The sequence below is a fragment of the Streptomyces barringtoniae genome (genome assembly GCF_020819595.1).
In the GTDB taxonomy this organism is placed as follows: Bacteria; Actinomycetota; Actinomycetes; order Streptomycetales; family Streptomycetaceae; genus Streptomyces; species Streptomyces barringtoniae.
In genome coordinates, this window is sequence record NZ_JAJHNP010000001.1 from 120825 (window position 1) to 140541 (window position 19717).

Consider the following 19717-nt stretch of genomic DNA (forward strand, 5'->3'; position numbering starts at 1 on the left):
GAAACGCAGGGGCGGGGTGATGGGAAACACCGGCCTCTGCATCGCCACCGGTGTCGCCGCCTTCCTCTTCCTGGTCCCGTTCTACGTGCTGCTGCGCAACGCCCTGTCCACCGACGCCCGGATCACCGGAGAGCACTGGGAGTTCTTCCCGACGCACCTGCAGTGGGGCAACATCGGCGAGCTGTTCGACGACCCGTCGGTGCCGTTCGCCCGGTCGCTGCTGAACTCCCTGGTCGTCGCCGTCTCCATGACCGCCGGCATCCTGCTGGTGTGCTCGCTCGCGGGCTACGCCCTGGCCCGCATCCCGTACCGGCATGCCAACAAGATCTTCTACGTCGTCCTCGGCACCCTGATGGTCCCGACCTCGGTGACCTTCGTGCCCAGTTTCGTGCTGGTGTCGTCGCTCGGCTGGGTGGACAGCTACCGGGGCCTGATCATCCCGGGCCTGTTCAGTGGTTTCACCTGTTTCCTGTTCCGGCAGTACTTCCTCGGGTTCCCCAAGGAGCTGGAGGAGGCGGCGCGCGTGGACGGGCTCGGCTACTGGGGCGCGTACTGGCGGGTCGTCGTCCCCAACTCGCTGAACTTCTTCGCGGCGATCGCGACGATCACGTTCATCAACGGCTGGAACGCGTTTCTGTGGCCGCTGGTCATCGGGCAGGACCCGAACTCCTGGACCGTCCAGGTCGCGCTCTCGTCGTACATCACCAACCAGACCGTCGTCTTCCACCAGATCTTCATGGCGGCCGCCATTTCCATCCTGCCGCTGCTGTTCGTGTTCCTCTTCCTCCAGCGCTGGCTGGTGCAGGGGATCGCGCAGACCGGCATCAAGGGCTGAGCTAGGAGACCGATGTCGTTGAGCACCCGCACCGTCACCGATTACGTCGAGGACGTCTCACCGGGCTCCGGGGCGCTGCCGCCGCGGGCCTGGTACGCGTCCTCGGACGCCAAGTCCCTCTCGCTGAACGGCAGCTGGCGTTTCCGGCTGTCACCGACGGCCGACGCCGAGGACGACTCCTTCGCCGAGGAGGGGTACGACGCCGCCGGCTGGTCGGAGATCCAGGTTCCCGGCCACTGGGTCCTGCAGGGGCACGGCTCCCCGATCTACACCAACCACCTCTACCCGTTCCCGGTCGACCCGCCGCGGGTGCCGACCGAGAACCCGACCGGCGACCATCTGCGGCTCTTCGACCTGCCTCAGGACTGGCCGGACCGCACGGACGGGGGCGCGGTGCTGCGCTTCGACGGGGTGGAGTCCTGCGCCCGGGTGTGGCTGAACGGTACGGACCTCGGCGAGTTCAAGGGCTCCCGGCTGCCGCACGAGTTCGCGGTCGGCCATCTGCTCAGGCCCGAGGGCAACATCCTGGCGGCCCGGGTCCACCAGTGGTCGGCGGGCTCCTATCTGGAGGACCAGGACCAGTGGTGGCTGCCGGGCATCTTCCGTGACGTCACCCTGCTGCACCGCCCGGCGGGCGCCGCCCTCGACTTCTTCGTGCACGCTTCCTACGACCACCGCGCCGGCACCGGCACCCTGCGCGTCGACTCCGACGTGGACGGCCGGGTAACCGTTTCCGAGCTCGGTATCGACGTCGCGACCGGCGAGGGCGTGACCGTGCCGGTCGAGCCGTGGTCGGCGGAAACCCCGAGGCTGTACGAGGGCACGCTGACCACCGAGGGCGAGCGGGTGCCGCTGCGCATCGGTTTCCGCACCGTGGAGCTGGCGGACGGCCTGATCAAGGTCAACGGCAGGCCGGTCCTCTTCAAGGGCGTCAACCGGCACGAGTGGCATCCGGAGCAGGGCCGCGCGCTGGACCCCGCCACCATGCGCGAGGACGTGCTGCTGATGAAACGGCACAACGTCAACGCCGTCCGTACCTCCCACTACCCGCCGCACCCGGCCTTCCTCGACCTGTGCGACGAGTACGGCCTGTGGGTGATCGACGAGTGCGACCTGGAGACCCACGGCTTCACCGAGCAGGGCTGGCGGGACAACCCCGTCGACGACGACCGCTGGACCCCGGCCCTGCTGGACCGGGCGTCCCGCATGGTCGAGCGGGATAAGAACCACCCGTCGATCGTCGTCTGGTCGCTCGGCAACGAGGCCGGCACCGGCCGGGGCCTGACCGCGATGGCCGAGTGGATCCGCGGCCGGGACTCCTCCCGGCTGGTCCACTACGAGGGCGACCACAACTGCCGTGACACGGACATGTATTCACGGATGTACGCCGACCACGCCGAGGTCGAGCGGATCGGCCGGGGCCGGGACGGCGGCACCCTCAGGCGACGCCGGCTCCCCTTCATCCTGTGCGAGTACGCGCACGCCATGGGCAACGGACCCGGCGGACTCGCCGACTACCAGCGGCTGTTCGAGTCGTACGACCGGCTGCAGGGCGCCTTCGTGTGGGAGTGGATCGACCACGGCATCGCCCATCCGGAGCTGGGCTACGCCTACGGCGGCGACTTCGGCGAGGAGCTGCACGACGGCAACTTCGTCTGCGACGGCCTGCTCTTCCCGGACCGGCAGCCCTCCCCCGGTCTGACCGAGTTCAAGAAGGTGATCGAACCGGTCGGCATCGCGGGCGACTTCGGCGACGGCACGGTCCGGATCACCAACAAGCAGGACTTCGCCGGCCTGTCGGCGCTGGCGTTCTCGTGGTCGTACGAGGTCGACGGGGAGCCGGTGGAGTCCGGCCCGCTGTCGGTGCCGGCGCTGGCGCCCGGCGAGTCCGCCGACGTCAAGCTGCCCGCGCCGCCCGCCGGGGCGCCGTCCGGCGAGGCCCTGTGGACGGTCCGGGCCGCGCTCGCGGCGGACACCGCCTGGGCGCCGGAGGGACATGTCGTGGCCTGGGGCCAGGTCGCGGTGTCGGAGCGCCCGGTGCCCAAGGTCCCGGCGACCGCCCGGCCGGTGTCCGGCGACGGGGTGATCACCCTCGGCCCCGGCACCTTCGACGCCCGCACCGGCGCCCTGACGGCCGTGGGCGGCGTGCCCGTCTCGGGGCTGCGCCTGGACGTGTGGCGGGCCACCACCGACAACGACGACGGCGCCCCCTGGCAGCCCGACCTGCGCTACGGGCTGCTGTGGCGGGGGCTGGGCCTGCACCGGATGCGGCACCGGCTGGACGCGGTGGAGACCGGCGAGCACACCCTGACGGTCCGCACCCGGGTGGCCCCGGCGGCGCGGGAGCTGGGGCTGTCGACCGTGTACCGCTGGACCTCGGACGGAGACCGGCTGCGGTTGACCGTGTGCACCACCCCCGAGGGCGACTGGACCGTCCCCCTCCCCCGGCTCGGCATCCGCTTCGGGCTGTCCGCGGCCGACCGTGTGCGGTGGTACGGCGGCGGACCCGGCGAGGCGTATCCCGACACCAGTACGGCCTCGGCGGTCGGCCGCTGGCAGTCGACCGTGGACGGCATGCAGACGCCGTACGTCCGCCCCCAGGAGAACGGTGCCCGCATCGACGTGCGCTGGGCGGAGCTCGGCGGCCTGCGCATCGAGGGCGACCCGGCGTTCTGGCTCACCGCCCGCCGCTGGACCACCGAGCAACTGGACGCCGCCGCGCACCGCACCGACCTCACCCCCGGCGACACTGTCTGGGTCAACCTCGACCACGGCCAGCACGGCATCGGCTCCCAGTCCTGCGGTCCGGCCCCGCTGCCCCAGTACCACCTGCGGGCCGAACCGGCGGAGTTCTCCTTCGTGTTCTCCACCACCCCCGCCGCGGAGGCCGGCTGACCGCCAGGGCCCCGACACCCACCGCGGCCGACCGGTTCCCCACCCGGCCGGCCGCGGCCGCGCCGACCAGGAGGAACGCCCTGTGACCCGAACGGCCGGGGTGCCCGGCAGCATCGAGGTGCGCGCGGCGAGCGGTGTACCGGCCCGGCTCGCGGTGCGGCTGGCGCCCGGGGTGCCCGCCGGGGAGGGGGTCTCGGTGGTGACGATCGGCCAGTGGCCGGGCTTCCTGCTGGCGGGCCCGGCGGTGGGACTGGCGGCCGGGGTGACGAGTCTCCGCGTGGCGCTGCTCGCCCTGGTGGCGGCGGGCCTGGGGGCGGCGCTGCTCGCGGGTCGTACGAGCGTGCCCTCCTGAGCGCACCCCAGGGGGCACGGCGAGCGGCGCGGAAGGCGGGGTCAGGCCGTGCGGACCGGGGTGAGGAGGGCGGTGAGGGCGAGCAGGACGCAGGTGGTGCCCGCGGTCAGGGCGGCCGGTGCGGTGCCCCAGCGGCCGGCGGCCCAGGTGAGCAGGGCGGCGCCGACCGGAGCGGCGGAGTACTGCAGGGTCCAGTAGGCGGAGGTGACCCGGCCGAGCAGGTGTTCCGGGGTGACCTCCTGGCGCAGGGACATCGAGCAGGTGCCGGCGATGCCGACACCGGCCAGAAAGACGGCGGCGAGGAGGGCGACCCCGGGTACGGCGCCGACCCGGCCGAGGCCGGCGCAGGCGAGCCCGCACAGCGCGGTCGCGCCGATCCAGGCGGTGCCGAAGCCGACCAGGCGGCGGACGCGGGCGACGAGCAGCGATCCGGCGATGGTGCCGAGCGCGCCGGCGGCCATGACGGTGCCGACGGTGCCGTCATCGTGGCCGAGGTCGTGCTTCAGGTGGTAGATGACGAGGTCGTTCAGGCCGAGGGTGAGGAAGCTGAAACCGAACAGCAGGGCCGTCAGCGAGCGCAGCAGGGGGTGCCGGTACAGGAAGGCGATGCCGGTGCGCAGGTCCTGCCGTACGGTGCCGCGGCCGGGCGCGGGGGTGTCGTCGCCGGTCCGGGGGCGCAGTCGTACCCAGCGCAGGCACGCGGCGGAGGCGGCGAAGCTGGCCGCGTCGACGGCCACGGCGGCGGCCGGACCGGTCCAGGCGGCGACCAGCCCCGCGCCCACCGGCCCGAGCACTCCGGCCGCCGCGGCGGTGGCGTTCAGCAGGCCGTTGGCCTCGGTGAGCCGCGTGGTGCCGACGAGCCCGCGGACCACGGTGACGTACCCGACGGCGAAGAACATGCCGACGGCCTCACAGACCGGCAGCACCACGTACAGCAGCCAGATGCGGGGCCCGAAGGCCCACACGAGCGGGATCAGACCGTACAGGACCATACGGACGAGGTCACACATGATGAGGAGCCGCCGCCGGTCCACGCGGTCCACGACGGTGCCCGCGAACACGGCGGCGAGGACGGCGGCGGCCCCGCCGACGGCGGTGAGCAGCCCCATCCGGGCCACCGATCCGGTCGCCTCCAGCACCAGCAGGGGCAGCGCGATCAGGGCGAAGGAGTCACCGAGGACGGAGAGGGTCTGGGCGACCCAGAAGACGACGAAGTCCCGCTGCCCCAACAGGGGTTGGGGGTCGTCACGCTGCACCCGGTCACCTTACACAAGTGGTCCAGGAGGCCACTCCCAGGTCATGCATTAATGTTGAACAGTTTTCTCAACCACCCTTCAAAAACAGGTGAGTTGACATGAACATGAGTCACATGCGACCCATCAGACGACTCCTCGGCGCCCTCGCGGCCGGCGCGCTGACCCTCACCGGGCTCACCCTGTCCGCCGGTCCCGCGCAGGCCGCCGGCTCGGGTACCTTCAGCGTGCTGACGTACAACGTGGCGGGCCTGCCGGAGGGGCTCAGCTCCAGCCATCCGGCCACCAACACCCCGCTGATCTCACCGAGGTTGGCGCGGTACGACATCGTCAACGTCCAGGAGGACTTCAACTACCACGCGGCGCTGTACGCGGGCGACGACCATCCCTACCGCACGGCGACCAGCGGCGGCGCCGGAATCGGCGACGGCCTCAACACCCTGTCCCGCTACCCCTTCGAGGACTTCGAGCGGGTCAAGTGGAACGACTGCACCGGCACCAACTGCCTGACTCCGAAAGGCTTCACACTGGCCCGGGTGCGCCTGGCGGAAGGCGTGTACGTCGACTTGTACAACCTCCACCCCAACGCCGACGACACCGACGACGCCCTCGCCGCCCGCCGCGCCAACATCACCCAGCTGTCACAGTTCATCCAGGCCAACTCGGCCGGCAACGCGGTGATCGTGATGGGGGACAGCAACACCCGCTACACCCGGACCGGCGACAATATCCGCACGCTCGTCGACGACAACCACCTGACCGACGCCTGGGTGCGGCTGGTCAAGGGCGGTACGGCCCCGGCACAGGGCGCCGACCCCCTGCTGTGCCCGACGTCCGCGCCGCCGAACGACTGCGAGGTGGTGGACAAGGTGCTCTACCGCGGCAGCGACCTCGTCTCGCTCTCCGCGACCCGGTACAACGACGAGTGGGCGAAGTTCCTGGACTCCGCCGGCGGCAACCTCTCCGACCACTTCCCGCACACCGTCGACTTCTCCTACACCCTCAGCCCGAGGCTCCGGGCGAGCGACTTCTTCGGCGGCCCGCACGGTACGGCGTTCACCGACGCCGACGACCTCCCGGCCGCCCTCGCCCCGCGCACCCTCACCCTGCGCGGTGCCGCCCGGCTGGACGCGGTGTCCCTCACCCACGACGACGGCACGGTCCTCGGCCACGGCGGCACGGGCGGTACGGCCGCCTCCCTCACCCTCGCCGCCGGTGAACACCTCACCTCGGTGAAGCTGACAGAGGGGCAGAAGGACGGCCGCACCCGGATCTTCTCGGCCGCGTTCACCACGGACCGGGGCCGGACCCTGTCCGCCGGTACGGCGACGACCGACACGGCCTCCTTCACCGCGCCGTCCGGCTGGCAGATCGTCGGCTTCACCGGCCGCGCGGGCGACGAGATCGACAAACTGGGCGTGCTGTACGCGCCGATCAGCTGAGCCGCGTACACACCGGGACGTCCGCCCAGACGGTCTTGTGCAGGCCGTCCGGGCGGAGTTCCACACCCCACTTGTCCGCCAGCGCCTCGACCATCAGCAGCCCGCGCCCGCTCTCGTCCGGCTCCCCCTGCGTCCGCACGGGGAGCCGCTCCACGCGCGCGTCCAGCACCTCCACGCGTACGACGTCCTCCTCCAGCAGCAGCCTTACGCGGAAGCCGCGCCCCCGGATCCGTCCGTGCCGTACCGCGTTCGCGGCGAGTTCGGCGGCGACGAGGGTGACCGCGTCGCTCGCCTCGCTCCCGCGTGCGAACCCCTACACATCCATCCGGTTCGCCACCAGTCGCCGCGCCTGTCGTGCTCCGTGCGGTGTCGCACAGAAGAGCTGGGTGAACGTACGTCGCATGCCCCAACCGTCGCGTGGGACACGGGAGTCGGCCAGCGACGGAACTCGTACGCTGCGGACTGTACGAGTTCACGCTCTGGACAGTTGTCGTGACGTTCCGTGACCCTTGGTCGGCATGACGGACAGCACCATCAGCATCGAGCAGCCCGCCACCAACGAGCCCGAGCCGTCCGACAGCCTGAAGGCGTTCGGCGCGGCGCACAAGGCCTTTCGCAAGAGGGCGGGTTACACACAGGAGCAGTACGCGCCGCTGGTCGGGTACCAGCCGGGGACCATCGCCTCCATCGAGCAAGGGCGGCGGTTCCCGCCTCGGTCGTTCGTGGAGCGGGCGGAGGAAGTCCTGGACGCGTTCGGCGTGTTGAGGAGCGTGTACAAGCACGCAACCAGGGAGAAGGGGCTGGCTTCTTGGTTCCGGCAGTGGGCGGAGCTGGAGGAGCAGGCGATCAGTCTGTACACGTGGGAGAACCGGCTCGTTCCAGGGCTGTTGCAGACGGAGGCGTACGCGCGAACGCTGTTCAGCGGGCGGATCCCGATGTTCAGCGACTCGGAGATCGAGGCCCAGGTGTCGGCCCGGCTGGAGCGGCAATCGCTGATCCAGGAGCGACCCAACACGTTGTTCAGCTTCATCGTCGAGGAGCACGTGCTCCAGCGCCTCACCGGCGGGGCGGACGTCATGCGCGAGCAGATCGAGCACCTCCTGGAGGGGACGGAACCACGCAATGTGGAGTTCCAGGTGATGCCGATGTCCCGCGGGTTCCATGCCGGCCTGAACGGCCCCGTCCAGCTGCTGGAGACCCCGGAGAACGAGTGGTTCGCCTACTCCGAGGGGCAGGAAAACGGCCAGTTCATCGTCAAGCCGAACACGATCAGCGCACTCCATATGCGGTATGCGAAACTTCGCTCACAGGCTCTGACCCCGGAGGATTCCCGGAGCCTGTTGGAGCGGATGCGAGGAGCGCTATGAGCACTACCGAACTGGCCTGGTTCAAAAGCAGCTACAGCGGCGACAGCTCCGGTGACTGCATCGAAGTCGCCACCTCCCCCACCACCATCCACGTCCGCGACTCCAAGAACACCCCCGGCCCCCAACTCGCCCTCTCCCCCGCCCCCTGGGCGGAGTTCGTGGCGTTCGCCGGCCGCGACCGCGGGTGAGACCGGAGCCCTTCAACCGCAGGGTGCGGCTGGTCGTCGAGGTCCGTGACGACCCCGACGAACTCGAGCTCGCGACGGGCGTGTTCGCCGCGCAGGGATGGCGGGTGCGCCCGGCGCGGGACCCCCGGCGTGGACAGGGCCGCCGACCGAACGATCGCCGACGCCACCGCCGGGAAACGCTACCCCGCCGCGCACTTCGGCATCCGGGGCGAACTCGTGTGTGTCGCACCGCTCAACTCGAAGATCCCCGTCATCAACGGGCCGGTGCCCACGACCCACCCGGTCCTCACCTTCCAGGCGAGCGGCGACACCGTCCGGCTCTGGGACCCCGACCCGGCGCGGGGCAGGATTCGTCCCGCCATGCCCTGCGGCTGAGGGCGGAGGACGTGGCCCTGATCCCCGCCCAGGGAAAGCGCTGCTGACCGGTCGGGCCCACTTTCCTGGTACACCTAGCCTGTAACCTAGAGGATCTAGGAAACGTGGAAAGGCAGGCTCCCATGGCCCGAGCGGGCCTCACCGTCGACCGTGTCGTCACGGCCGCCGCCGAACTCGCCGACGAGGCGGGGTTCGAGAACGTCACCCTGTCCGCGCTGGCCCGCCGCTTCGGTGTGAAGGACGCGAGCCTGTACTCGCACGTCCGGGGCCTCGCGGACCTGCGCACCCGGCTCGCGCTGCACGCGGGCGGCGAGCTGATCGACCGGATCGCGGCGGCCGTGGCGGGCCGCGCGGGCAAGGACGCGCTGGCCGCCTTCGCCGGTGCCTACCGCGCCTACGCCCTGGAGCACCCCGGCCGGTACGCGGCCACCCAGATCCGCATCGACCAGAGCCTGATCGCCGACTCCCCGGCCCTGCGCCGCACCGCCGAGATCACGTACGGCATGCTGCGCGCCTACGGCCTTCAGGAGCCGGACCTGACCGACGCCGTACGCCTGCTGCGCAGCACCTTCCACGGCTACTGCGCCCTGGAGTCCGCCGGCGGCTTCGGCGCGGACCGGGACGTACGTGCCTCCTGGGACAAGGCGATCGACGCCCTGCACCTGGCCCTCACCCACTGGCCCCGGGAGACGAGGAACGATGACTGAACCGATGGCTGAACCGCCGCACGGCGAACCGCTCCACTACGACGTCGCGGGCAGCGGTCCCGTGCTGCTGGTCCTGCCGGGCGGAGCCGGGCATCCGATGGGGCTCGGGCCGCTGACCGAGCGGCTGGCCGCGCACTTCACCGTGGTGACGTACGACCCGCTGGGCCTCGCCCACGGCCGGCTCGGTCTGCCGGTCGCCGAGCAGCGGGTGGCGGACTGGAGCGAGGGCGCGCACCGGGTGCTGGAGGCGGTGCTCCCGGAGGGCGGGTCCGCCTATGTGTTCGGGACCAGCTCCGGCGGCATCACCGCCCTGGACCTGCTCGCCCGGCACCCCGGGCGGCTGGCGCACGTGGTCGCGCACGAGCCGCCGTGCGTGACGGTGCTGCCGGACGGGGAGTCACGGCGGGCCGAGCTGATCGGGCAGCTCGACGGCCCCGGACGCCCGCCGTCCCAGGGCGCGGAGACGACCCCGTACGGGGTCTTCCTGGCCCGCGTGCTGCGCCCGTTCACCGCCCACGTCCCCGCCTTCACCGCTCCCCCGGGCGGCCTCACGCTCGCCGCCGGCGCCGATTCGGCCGGCCAACCGCTGTACGACACCGCCGGGTTGCTCGCGGAGCGGCTGGCGGGTGGGTTCGTGGAGTTCCCGGGCGGACACCTGGGCACGCTGGATCACCCGGTGGCGTTCGCCGACCTGCTCACCGACACACTGCTGCGTTCCAGTGCGCGGACGTCGGAGTAAGCGGGGGTGGTGCCGCCCGGGGCGCGTCCGGCGGCGATGTCCGCCGCCGCGTCCAGGGCCGCGCCGAGCGCCCGCCGGTACAGCAGCGACCCGAGGCTGATGCGGCGGACACCGAGGTCGGCGAGCTGCGCGACGGTGGGTCCGGCGGGCGAGTAGAGGATGTTGAGGGGGACGTCGAGGTGCCGCACGAGGGCCGCGATCCGCTCGGGATCGGTCACCCCGGGCACGAACACCCCGTCGGCCCCGGCCTGTTGGTAGGCGTCGAGCCGCCGCAGGGTGTCCCGCTCGTCGCCGTCACCGGACCAGTACGTGTCGGTGCGGGCGTTGACGAACAGGCCGGGTACGGCGGCCTTGACGGCGGCGATCTTCGCGGCGTGCCGGCCGATCGGCCCGAGCCCGTCCTCCAGGTTGGCCCCGGCCGCCCCCACGGCCCACAACTCCCGTGCCGTCGCGGCCACTTCGCCGGGGTCGGGGCTGAATCCGTCCTCGGCGTCGACCGAAAGGAGCCAGGGCCCCGAGCCGAGGGTCAGGGCGAGCTCCAGGGTCTGCTCCAGGGTCTGCTCCCGGGTCGCGCCCGCGCCGTCCGGCAGGCCCGCGGCCGCCGCCACGGCCAGGCTCGTCGTACCGATCGCGGGGAAGCCCCGGGCGGCGAGCGCGGCCGCCGAGGCATGGTCCCAGGCGTTCGGCAGCAGCAGTGGCGCGCCGGGGCGGTGGTGGAGTCCGGCGAACGTCGTCAGGGTGGGCTCTGCGGTCATACGGCCATGCTGGGCGCGGGTCGTTTCGGCGCCCGCCGAATCGTCCGGGTCACCGACTCGTCCGAACCGCTCGGGCCACCGACTCGTCCGAACCGCTCGGGCCGGCCCGGCTACTCCCCGCGCTCGGCCGCGCTGCGCTCCACGCAGAACTCGTTCCCCTCGGGATCGGAAAGGACCGCCCAGCCGGTGCCGTCGCCGTTGCGCCGGTCGTCGACCAGGGTGGCGCCGAGGGTGAGCAGCCGTTCGACCTCCTCGTCGCGACTGCGGTCCTGGGGCTGGAGGTCGAGGTGGACGCGGTTCTTGACGGTCTTGGCGTCCGGCACCGTGACGAAGAGCAGGCCCGCGCCCTCGATCAGGGCCATCGGGTCACCCGGGTGGTCGTCCTCGTGCAGGGGCTGGCCCAGCGCCTTCGCCCAGAAGCTGCCCAGGGTGTAGGCGTCGGCACAGTCGATGGTCACGTGACGGATCTTGGAAGTCATGCGACGAAGTCTGCTGAGCGGCTGTGAAGATCGGCAACCCCCGGCGGCAACCCTTCCCGGCCCGGCGGCCACCGTGGGGCATGACATCCGCACGACGCACGGCATGAGCCTGCCCGCCGAGTTCCCCTATCTGGCGGCCGGTTGCAACAACACCCGCGAGTGGAACCGCACCGCCACCGCCGTCGCCCCGAACGGCTCGCTCCGGGTCGCCGTTCACGGGAACCGACCCCGTCCTACGCCACGCCTCTCACCGGCGCGTCACCGACCACGACGAGCCTGCGGATCGCCCGTCCGAAGCCGTGAAACTGAAGACGCCCGGCGCGTCCGGCGCGCCCTCCGTGCCCTCCGTGCCCTCCGCGCCGGGCGCCCAGCGGACGCTCACCTCCAGTTCCTCCCCCACCCGCACGGACACCAGCTCCGCGAGGGGCCGGGGGTCCGGCTCACCGGTGAGCCGGGCGAGCGCCACGAACAGCGTGGCCTCGCCCGGCCCGGTCTCCCCCGTCAGCTCCCCCGTCAGTTCCTCCCTCAGCTCTCCCGTCAGCTCCCCCGTCCCTTCCTCCGACAGGCCGGACACCGGCAGGAGTTCGGCGCGCAGTCCGTCGGGTGCCGCCCATCCCGTGATCCGCACCGGCGTCCCGGGCCCGGCCCCGGCCACGAGATGGGCGCGCACCTCCACCGAGCCCCGGGCGAGCACGAGGCTGGTGACGGTGATCCCGTCGCGCACGGTGTGCCGGGAGGCGATCCACCCCTCGCCGGTGCCGAGCGGCTCGATCCCTGTGCGGCTCGCATCGCCGCCGACGATCACGCTGTTGTCGTACGACGCCCGGTCGGGCCTGGTCGCGGTCGAGTAGGCGAGGCGGGTGTAGTAGGGGTCGTAGCGGACGTCCTCGCTGCCGTGGTTGTGCAGCCGGACCACTCCGTCCGAACGGGTGGACTGCAGCAGCCAGTTGGGGGCACGGACGGGCCGTACCTCGTCGGCGCGGTCCACCGGGCCCGGTTCCTCGGTCGCCGTCCACACCTCGTGCTCCGCGGGCAGCAACAGGCCGAGAAACCCTTTACTGGCCCAGTACGGGGAGGCCGGGCCCGAGTAGGTCTGCACGAGCGAGTCGTCGGGGCCGAGCCAGCCCAGCGGGAGCAGGCCGCGCTCGTCGACCGCGCCGCCGTCGAGGAAGTACCGCAGCGCGCCGGAGGCGAGGCGCCGTGTCTCCCCGGGGGGCAGGGGCGTATGTCCGGTCAGTGCGCCGAGCCAGAGCGGGGCGGCCGTCGCGAAACGGTAGGTGAGGGAGCGGCCCTGGTGCATCGGGGCGCCGTCGCCGCCGAACAGACGGGCGTAGTCGGCGAGGTGGCGGGACAACCGTCCGCCGTACACGGAAAGCAGTTCACCGTCGTCCGCCAGCCATGCGTGGAGGACCGTGTACAGGTGCATGGCCCAGCCGTTGTAGTAGTCGAACTTCCGGCCGTCGCCGTCGGTGTACCAGCCGTGGCCGAGGTACCAGCCCTCGACCCGTTCCAGACCGCGGTCGATCGCCTTGCGTGCCGCCTCCGGCCGGTGGCCGACATCCTGCAGGAAGCCGCCGACGGTGACGGGGAACAACTCCCAGTTGCACGGCCAGGGTTGGGCGGTGAGCGCGTCCGCCAGCCAGTCGGCCGTGCGCTGCCGTACGGAGTCATCGAGCCGGTCCCACAGCAGCGGCCGGGTCAGCCGCAGGGCGAGCGCGACGGACGCCGCCTCGACGAGCGGCTGGCCGCGGTGCTCGATGCGCGGCCAGACCCCGCCGGGACCGGTGGCGAGGCCGTCGGCGTAGCGGCCGAGCGCGGTCTCGTCGCGGCGGAAGGCGGCCAGCAGCAGCGTACGGGCGTATCCCTCCAGGCCGTCGGAGAGGTGCCCGGACTGGCTCATGTGGTCGCCGGGGAGGTGGTAGAGGGCGCGGTCGGGGCTGGCGTAGCGGGCGACGGCGGCCAGCAGGGCGTCGGCGGCGGCCTCCCAGTGGGCGCGGGTGCAGCCGGTGTACGGGCTCGACACGCGGTCGTCGGCGGGCAGTTCGATCACGGCGGTGACGTTCCTTCCTGGCGGGCCTGGAGCGCCCCGGTTCCGGTCGGGGCGCCCCAGGGCTTCATCCCACCCGTACGGCGCCCTTGGGCACCAGATGCAGGGCGAGGAGTCCGTCGCGGACCAGGCCGGCGTGGACGGTGGCGCCGTGCACGGAGGTGTGCGTGTCGTCGCGCTTCTCGTTGGAGAGGTGGATCGCCTCGGAGCCCTCCGGGCCGAGTGGCGCGCCCAGGGTGACCGCCGGCAGCACGGCGGTTCCGACACGTCCGTCACGTCTCATGGGCGGTCCTCCGTCGATCGTCATCGGCCGATCCGAGACCGTACCGGCTCGCACAAGCGCTTTCTAGACCTGGGGCGAAATTCCTGGACTACCGAGTCCTCCCGCACGCAAGGCCTTTCGCGAGGCGCGTTCGACTGCCACCCTGCCAACACCCGAACCTTCGGAACCGCTTCCGATCACCAGTTGCCGCTCCAGGACGCGCCCCGTACGTCCGAGGGGTACAACGTGCTGAGGATCGACGTGGTGAGCAGTTCGGGGACGACGGGCTGTCTCAGCGCGGGCACGGCGATCGACGCGATCGACCTGCTCGCCTGAGCCTTTCCGAAACCGGGCTGCCGGGCCGGCTGCCCGGTCCGTACGCCCGCCGGTTCGACTAGCGTCATGACATGACCAGCGACACCTCCCCCAGCCTCGCCTCCGCCCTGACCGCCGGGACGGTCGTGCTCGACGGCGGCATGTCCAACCAGCTGGAGTCGGCCGGACACGACCTCGGCGACGAGCTGTGGTCGGCGCGGCTGCTCGCCGAGCGGCCGGAAGCGGTTACGAAGGCGCATCTCGCCTACTTCCGGGCCGGCGCGGACGTGGCCATCACCGCGAGCTACCAGGCCACCTTCGAGGGGTTCGCGCGGCGCGGGATCGGCCATGACGAGGCAGCGCGGCTGCTCGCGCTGAGCGTGGGCCTCGCGCGGGAGGCCGCCCGGCGGGCCCAGGGCGCGGGCATCGACCGTCCGCTGTGGGTGGCGGCGTCGGTCGGGCCGTACGGCGCGATGCTCGCGGACGGCTCCGAGTACCGGGGCCGCTACGGGCTGAGCGTGGACGAACTGGAGCGCTTTCACCGGCCTCGGACGGAGGTGCTGGCCGCCGCCGCGCCGGACGTCCTCGCGCTGGAGACGGTGCCGGACGCCGAAGAGGGCGCCGCGCTGCTCAGGGCGGTGCGCGGGCTGGGGGTGCCGGCGTGGCTGTCGTACACGGTCGACGGTCGGCACACGCGGGCCGGGCAGCCGCTGGAGGAGGCCTTCGCCCTGGCCGCCGACGTGGACGAGGTGATCGCGGTCGGCGTGAACTGCTGTGCGCCGCAGGACGTGGAGCCGGCGGTGGAGATCGCTGCGCGGGTCACCGGCAAGCCGGTCGTGGTCTATCCGAACAGCGGCGAGGTCTGGGACGCCGAGGCGCGGGCCTGGACGGGGCGGACGAGGTTCGGCACCGGCCAGGTGAAGACGTGGCGGGACGCCGGGGCGAGGCTCATCGGCGGGTGCTGCCGAGTGGGGCCGGATGCGATCACGTCGATCAGGCAGGCGCTGGGCGCGGCCTGAACGCCTCGCCCGGCAGCGAGGCGGATACCCGGGTGCGAGCCCTCGGGCCACGTCCGCGCACCGGGATGGACGCACGTGTGCACGGCCGGAAGCAACCGCACCGAACCGCACCGAGGCGAACACCCGAGTGCGCTGCCTGAAGTCCCGCACCGAGGCCGACGCCCGGGTGCGTGACCTGACGTCACCACCCCGCACCGCGACGGGCGCCCGCTGCGCGCCCCGAAGTCACCACCCCGCGCCGAGACCGACGCCCGGGCGTGCCGCCAGAAGTCACCGCCCCACACCAAGACCGACGCCCGCTGCGCGACCCGAAATCACCACCCGCACCGAGACCGACACCCGGGCGTGCCGCCAGAAGTCACCGCCCCACACCAAGACCGACGCCCGGGTGCACGCCCCGAAATCACCACCCGCACCGAGACCGACACCCGGGCGTGCCGCCAGAAGTCACCGCCCCACACCAAGACCGACGCCCGGGTGCACGCCCCGAAATCACCACCCGCACCGAGACCGACGCCCGGGCGTGCCGCCAGAAGTCACCGCCCCACACCAAGACCGACGCCCGGGTGCACGACCCGAAATCACCACCCGCACCGAGACCGACACCCGAGTGCGTGACCTGACGTCACCACCCCGCGCCAAGGCCAAGGCACCGGCTCAGAAGGCCCTCGCACGAGCCGCGCATCCGCACTGGTCCGTGTCCCTTGCGGGCGCCAGCCGCCCGCGTGGGAACCGGTTGCTGTCGTGTCGCCGCAGTGCCCGACGGTGCGGAGGGGGTGGAGATGACGAGGAAGAGCGAGGTCGCCGGACGGAGCACGATCCGGGACGTCGCGGCGCGGGCCGGGGTGTCCGCGTCCACGGTGTCCCGGGTGCTGGGCGGGGTGTATCCGGTGAGCGCGGCGACCCGGACCCGGGTGATGCGCGCCGTGCGGGCGCCGTGACCCCACCTCACCGCCGCCGTGCCCCCACCGACCGCCGCAGGCGCCGTACCGCCGCCGCCAGCTCGGCTCCCGGTGCGCGGAAGTCCGAGGCGGGGTCGGGTTCGGGGAGGGTGGGGGCGGTGGCCCAGAGGGCGATTTCCGCGTCCCGTGGACCGTACGCGGTATGCGGTGCACCGTCGCCGAAGATCCGCACCGGATGGGAGGCGTCCCAGGCCTGCCAGCCGGGATCCCCTGTCGTGGCGAAGCGTACCCAGGCCGTGTGCATCGCCTGGGCCAGCTCCCGCGGGGCGCCCTCACCCGCCAGTTTCTTCGACTCGGCCAGGTCACCGGAGTCGAAGACGAACCCCAGCTCCAGGGCGTGGCAGGCGCCGAGGCCGGGGCGGTTGGACGGCCAGGCGAACTCGTACACGTGACAGGCGCCGGGGCGGGCGTCGGCGAGTCGGTGCAGCGGGAGCCGCAGCAGGTGGTCGGTGACCATCTGGCCGACGATCTCGGCGGCGCCGGCGTCGGGGCTCAGGACACGGTAGCCGCGGGGCACCTCGTGGCCGACGCGGCAGCGGGCCATGGCTCCGGCGAGGGCGACGGGGCCGAGCCGGTCGACGCGTTCCAGCAGCCCGCCGGGCACGAGCCAGAGCCGGTACTCGTCCCGGGTCCAGCCCATGAGCAGCTCGACGCCCGGGGCCGCGTCGCCGTCGATCAGGGCCTGGAGGGGGTCGCGGGGCACCAGGTCGCCGTCCACGACGATGCCGAACGCCGGTCCGCCCAGGACCGGGCTGCTGAGCCGGCCGACCTCGGCCTGGGTGCGCAGCAGCAGGTCGCGGTCGACGGCGGCGAAGGCCTCGGCGGTGGCGGGGATCTTCAGCCGGGTGGCCATGCGGCGCACCATCCGCCGTACCTTGTCCCGTTCGGAGGCCTCCGGCGGTCCGCTCTGCAGCACCGCGCGCCGGACGAGGCCCCGGGTCGCGGGTGCGGCGAGCAGGGCGCCGGCGCTGATGGCGCCGGCCGACTGGCCGCACAGGGTGACCTGGTCGGGGTCGCCGCCGAACGCGCCGATCGCGTCGTGCACCCAGCGCAGGGCGGCGAGTTGGTCGCGCAGGCCGGGGTTGGGCGGTGCGTCGGGGAACAGTCCGTAGCCCTCGACGCCCAGCCGGTAGTTGACGGAGACGCAGACGACGCCGTCCCGGGCGAAGGTGACGCCGTCGTAGACCGGCACGGCGGAGGATCCTCTGGTCAGGGCGCCGCCGTGGAGCCAGACGAGGACCGGGAGGCGGGCGCCGGGGTCCGGCTGCGGGGTCCACACGTTGAGGTTGAGGCAGTCGTCGCCGGAGATCTCCGGGTCGGACAGGTACTGGGCGAACGCCTCGGAGTACGGCGGTTTCGGCGCGGTGGGCCCGAAGGCGCCGGCGTCGCGCACCCCGTCCCAGGGCTCGGGCGGTTCGGGCGGGCGGAACCGCAGGGGGCCGAAGGGCGGTGCGGCGTACGGGATGCCCCTGAACACCGCGACGCCCTGCTCGTACCGGCCGCGGACGGCCCCGTACGGCGTTCGGACCACGGGGTTCGCCTGGTCTGCCGTCATCGCCCACCAGCCCTTCGCCGCGCGCTCGTGCACCGTGTGACATCAGAGCACCACAAGAGCGTCCGGTATTCCGGTGCACGGGCGCGCGGGAGGGCCGTTCGGGCTACCCCGGGACGGTGAGTGCCGCATCCGTTGCTTTCCGTACGGCGGCTACTTGGCGTACCTCAGGGTGCCGAAGCCGAGCTGGTCGTAGCCGCCGCTGGTGGAGCCGTAGTCACCGCCGCCGCCCTCGGGGGCGACGAGGTCGCGGTACATGCCCGAGTTGTACTCGTCGTCCAGGTACAGACGGCGGTTGTAGTGGAAGTGCAGCATCGCCCACACCGGGCGGACCTGCCCACGGGACCCGGAACCGATGACCGGCTGCGACTGCTGGGCGCAGTTCTGGCCAGTGCCCCAGGTGTAGGTGGTGTAGGTGACGTCCTGGCCGGTGTCGTACTTCGCGACGTACTGGGCGGCCTTCATGAAGCGGCGGTCGTCGTGGGAGGACAGGTCGTCGCCCTGGTTCCAGGCGACCTGGGCGATGTCGCCCATGAGGCCGACGGCCAGTTGCTCGTGACCCTGGTCGCGCCCGGACTCCTGGCCCTGGCCGGCATCGGTGACGATGCGGTGCAGGACGCTGCCGTTGCCCGCGCCGGCGGCGGCGAACCGCAGCGCGTCCTCGAAGAGGGTGTGCTCCTCCCAGAACACTCCGATGGCGAGGGTGATATGAATGTCCGTCAGGTCCCAGATTCCGTTGGCGTAGAGTATGTATCCGGACACGGCCGGATACCAGACGGTGCGGAACGACTCCTCGCAGCGGGCGATGTCGTGGGCGACCCAGCCGTCGTAGCCGCTGTGGCGGAGCAGTTCGGCGGCGTTGACGAACATGCGGTGCAACTGACCGGAAACCGGTTGTCCAGTTGCTCAGCTGCCGAGCCGAAAGCACGCGAGCGGGTAACCGATTTCCAGTGACGGGTCGCGAGCAGGGGCGCGAAGCCACACCGAACCCCAAGCCCCGGCCATGTCCGCCGACGCTCACCGACCCACCCGCCTGATTGACCGTCCCTTCTCGGCAGACATACGGTAGAAGGCGCTTTCTGAAACTGTTTCCATCCCCGCACCACACTCCTTTCCCCGGTCCCTCCCAGGAGAGCCATGCCCAGCCGTCAACCGCCGCGGGCCGTGTTCGCGATGGATCCGGTACACCTGCCGTTGCTGTTCCCCCCGCCGCTCATGGCTCGGCTGAGGCGGACGGCCGACGTCGACGCGGAGCTCGTCGTACGGGACTTCGCCGATCCGGCGGTGGCCGAGGCCCTGACGCCGACCGAGGTGCTGATCACCGGCTGGGGCTGTCCGCACCTGGACGCCGGCGCCCTGGCCAAGGTGCCGAAGCTGCGCGCCGTCCTGCACACCGCGGGCTCGGTGCGTTCCCTGATCGGCGAAGCGCTGTGGAAACACGGCGTCACCGTGTCCAGCGCGGTCACCGGCAACGCCCTGCCGGTCGCGGAGTACACGCTCGCGATGATCCTGCTCGCCGGGAAGGACGCCTTCGGCCACCGCGAGCGCTACCGCCGCACCCACGTCGGCCCGCCCCCCGCCGAGACCGCGGCCACCGGCAACCTCGGCCGCCGTGTCGGGGTCGTCGGCGCCTCCCGTGTGGGCCGCCGGCTCATGGAGCTGCTGCGGCCGTTCGACCTCACGGTCCTGCTGCACGACCCGTACGTGAGCCCCGCCGAGGCCGCCGCCCTGGGGGCCGAACTCCTGCCTCTGGAGGACCTGTTGCGGCGCAGTGACATCGTCAGCCTGCATGCCCCCGACATCCCCGAGACCCACCACATGCTCGACCGGGCCCGGCTCTCCCTCATCCGGGACGGCGGCGTGCTGATCAACACCGCGCGCGGTGCGCTGGTCGACCACGAAGCGCTGACCGAGGAGCTGGTCTCGGGACGGCTGCACGCGGTCCTCGACGTCACCGAGCCCGAGCCGCTGCCCGCCGGCTCCCCCCTGTACCGGCTGCCCAACGTCTTCCTCACCCCGCACATCGCGGGCTCGCTCGGCAACGAGCTCGAGCGGCTGGGCGCGATCGTCGTGACGGAACTGGAGCGGCTCGCGGCGGGCCTGCCGCCGCTGCACGAGGTGCGGCACTCGGACCTCGTCCGGGTCGCCTGATGCCCACAGGAGGGCCGCCCCA

18 protein-coding genes and 3 pseudogenes are annotated in these 19717 nt (G+C 72.3%); 12 read left to right on the plus strand and 9 right to left on the minus strand.

Annotated elements, in window-relative coordinates:
- Positions 1-19 precede the first annotated feature (19 nt).
- The 3 genes from LMU33_RS00495 (at position 20) to LMU33_RS00505 (ending at position 4082) form a co-directional block, all read left to right on the plus strand.
- Positions 20-835, plus strand: coding sequence for a carbohydrate ABC transporter permease (locus LMU33_RS00495; protein WP_228616846.1), 816 nt, complete (start codon positions 20-22; stop codon positions 833-835).
- Between the two features lie 12 nt (positions 836-847).
- Positions 848-3730 carry a glycoside hydrolase family 2 TIM barrel-domain containing protein gene (locus LMU33_RS00500; protein WP_228616210.1) on the plus strand — a complete coding sequence of 961 codons (2883 nt, stop codon included), beginning with the start codon at positions 848-850 and terminating at the stop codon, positions 3728-3730.
- Between the two features lie 82 nt (positions 3731-3812).
- On the plus strand, positions 3813-4082 hold the full coding sequence (locus LMU33_RS00505) for a hypothetical protein (protein ID WP_228616212.1): 270 nt from the start codon (positions 3813-3815) through the stop codon (positions 4080-4082).
- A 41-nt stretch (positions 4083-4123) separates the two neighbouring features.
- Here LMU33_RS00505 and LMU33_RS00510 read toward each other — a convergent pair whose 3' ends face one another.
- Positions 4124-5338 (minus strand): MFS transporter, encoded by a 1215-nt coding sequence (locus LMU33_RS00510; protein WP_228616214.1) that lies wholly within the window; start codon positions 5336-5338, stop codon positions 4124-4126.
- A 122-nt stretch (positions 5339-5460) separates the two neighbouring features.
- On the opposite strand from LMU33_RS00510, the gene LMU33_RS00515 reads away from it, so the two are divergent.
- Entirely contained in the window at positions 5461-6777 is a 1317-nt protein-coding gene (locus LMU33_RS00515; protein WP_228616848.1) for a jacalin-like lectin, read from the plus strand.
- Here the strand turns inward: LMU33_RS00515 and LMU33_RS00520 are convergent.
- Positions 6770-7015 (minus strand): annotated as a pseudogene (locus LMU33_RS00520) (ATP-binding protein); the annotation flags it as partial. The gene LMU33_RS00515 and the pseudogene LMU33_RS00520 overlap by 8 nt on opposite strands.
- Positions 7016-7295: 280 nt before the next feature.
- Here LMU33_RS00520 and LMU33_RS00525 point away from each other — a divergent pair.
- The 5 genes from LMU33_RS00525 to LMU33_RS00545 all read left to right on the plus strand — a co-directional run bounded on the left by LMU33_RS00525 (position 7296) and on the right by LMU33_RS00545 (position 10153).
- Entirely contained in the window at positions 7296-8144 is an 849-nt protein-coding gene (locus tag LMU33_RS00525) for a helix-turn-helix domain-containing protein (protein WP_228616216.1), read from the plus strand.
- A complete protein-coding gene (locus LMU33_RS00530; protein ID WP_228616218.1) occupies positions 8141-8332 on the plus strand; it encodes a DUF397 domain-containing protein in 192 nt (63 codons plus the stop codon). Before LMU33_RS00525 ends, LMU33_RS00530 begins: the two co-directional genes overlap by 4 nt.
- A 129-nt stretch (positions 8333-8461) precedes the next feature.
- Entirely contained in the window at positions 8462-8707 is a 246-nt protein-coding gene (locus LMU33_RS00535) for a hypothetical protein (RefSeq protein ID WP_228616220.1), read from the plus strand.
- A gap of 122 nt (positions 8708-8829) precedes the next feature.
- Positions 8830-9414, plus strand: coding sequence for a TetR/AcrR family transcriptional regulator (locus LMU33_RS00540; protein WP_228616221.1), 585 nt, complete (start codon positions 8830-8832; stop codon positions 9412-9414).
- Positions 9415-9418: 4 nt separating this feature from the next.
- Positions 9419-10153 (plus strand): alpha/beta fold hydrolase, encoded by a 735-nt coding sequence (locus LMU33_RS00545; RefSeq protein WP_228616223.1) that lies wholly within the window; start codon positions 9419-9421, stop codon positions 10151-10153.
- On the opposite strand, the gene LMU33_RS00550 is transcribed toward LMU33_RS00545, so the two are convergent.
- From LMU33_RS00550 to LMU33_RS00570, 5 genes and pseudogenes are all read right to left on the minus strand, one after another.
- Complete coding sequence (locus tag LMU33_RS00550; RefSeq protein WP_228616225.1) at positions 10084-10908, minus strand: isocitrate lyase/PEP mutase family protein; 825 nt, start codon at positions 10906-10908, stop codon at positions 10084-10086. The genes LMU33_RS00545 and LMU33_RS00550 overlap by 70 nt on opposite strands.
- Before the next feature lie 110 nt (positions 10909-11018).
- Positions 11019-11387 carry a VOC family protein gene (locus tag LMU33_RS00555; RefSeq protein WP_228616227.1) on the minus strand — a complete coding sequence of 123 codons (369 nt, stop codon included), beginning with the start codon at positions 11385-11387 and terminating at the stop codon, positions 11019-11021.
- A 247-nt stretch (positions 11388-11634) separates the two neighbouring features.
- Positions 11635-13434, minus strand: coding sequence for a DUF2264 domain-containing protein (locus tag LMU33_RS00560; protein ID WP_228616850.1), 1800 nt, complete (start codon positions 13432-13434; stop codon positions 11635-11637).
- Positions 13435-13501: 67 nt separating this feature from the next.
- Positions 13502-13657: pseudogene (locus tag LMU33_RS00565) on the minus strand (carbohydrate esterase); the annotation flags it as partial.
- Between the two features lie 236 nt (positions 13658-13893).
- Entirely contained in the window at positions 13894-14100 is a 207-nt protein-coding gene (locus LMU33_RS00570) for a hypothetical protein (RefSeq protein WP_228616229.1), read from the minus strand.
- A gap of 3 nt (positions 14101-14103) precedes the next feature.
- Between LMU33_RS00570 and mmuM the strand changes: the two genes are divergently transcribed.
- Together mmuM and LMU33_RS00580 are read left to right on the plus strand one after the other, a co-directional pair.
- A complete protein-coding gene (gene mmuM, locus LMU33_RS00575; RefSeq protein WP_228616231.1) occupies positions 14104-15030 on the plus strand; it encodes a homocysteine S-methyltransferase in 927 nt (308 codons plus the stop codon).
- Between the two features lie 782 nt (positions 15031-15812).
- Positions 15813-15962 (plus strand): annotated as a pseudogene (locus tag LMU33_RS00580) (LacI family DNA-binding transcriptional regulator); the annotation flags it as partial.
- A gap of 16 nt (positions 15963-15978) precedes the next feature.
- On the opposite strand, the gene LMU33_RS00585 reads toward LMU33_RS00580, so the two are convergent.
- Together LMU33_RS00585 and LMU33_RS00590 are read right to left on the minus strand one after the other, a co-directional pair.
- A complete protein-coding gene (locus tag LMU33_RS00585) occupies positions 15979-17547 on the minus strand; it encodes a carboxylesterase/lipase family protein (protein WP_228616233.1) in 1569 nt (522 codons plus the stop codon).
- A 150-nt stretch (positions 17548-17697) separates the two neighbouring features.
- Positions 17698-18414: a hypothetical protein gene (locus tag LMU33_RS00590; RefSeq protein ID WP_228616235.1), complete on the minus strand. Its 717-nt coding sequence runs from the start codon at positions 18412-18414 to the stop codon at positions 17698-17700.
- Positions 18415-18681: 267 nt separating this feature from the next.
- On the opposite strand from LMU33_RS00590, the gene LMU33_RS00595 reads away from it, so the two are divergent.
- Positions 18682-19695 carry a hydroxyacid dehydrogenase gene (locus tag LMU33_RS00595; protein WP_228616237.1) on the plus strand — a complete coding sequence of 338 codons (1014 nt, stop codon included), beginning with the start codon at positions 18682-18684 and terminating at the stop codon, positions 19693-19695.
- The last annotated feature ends 22 nt before the right edge of the window (positions 19696-19717 follow it).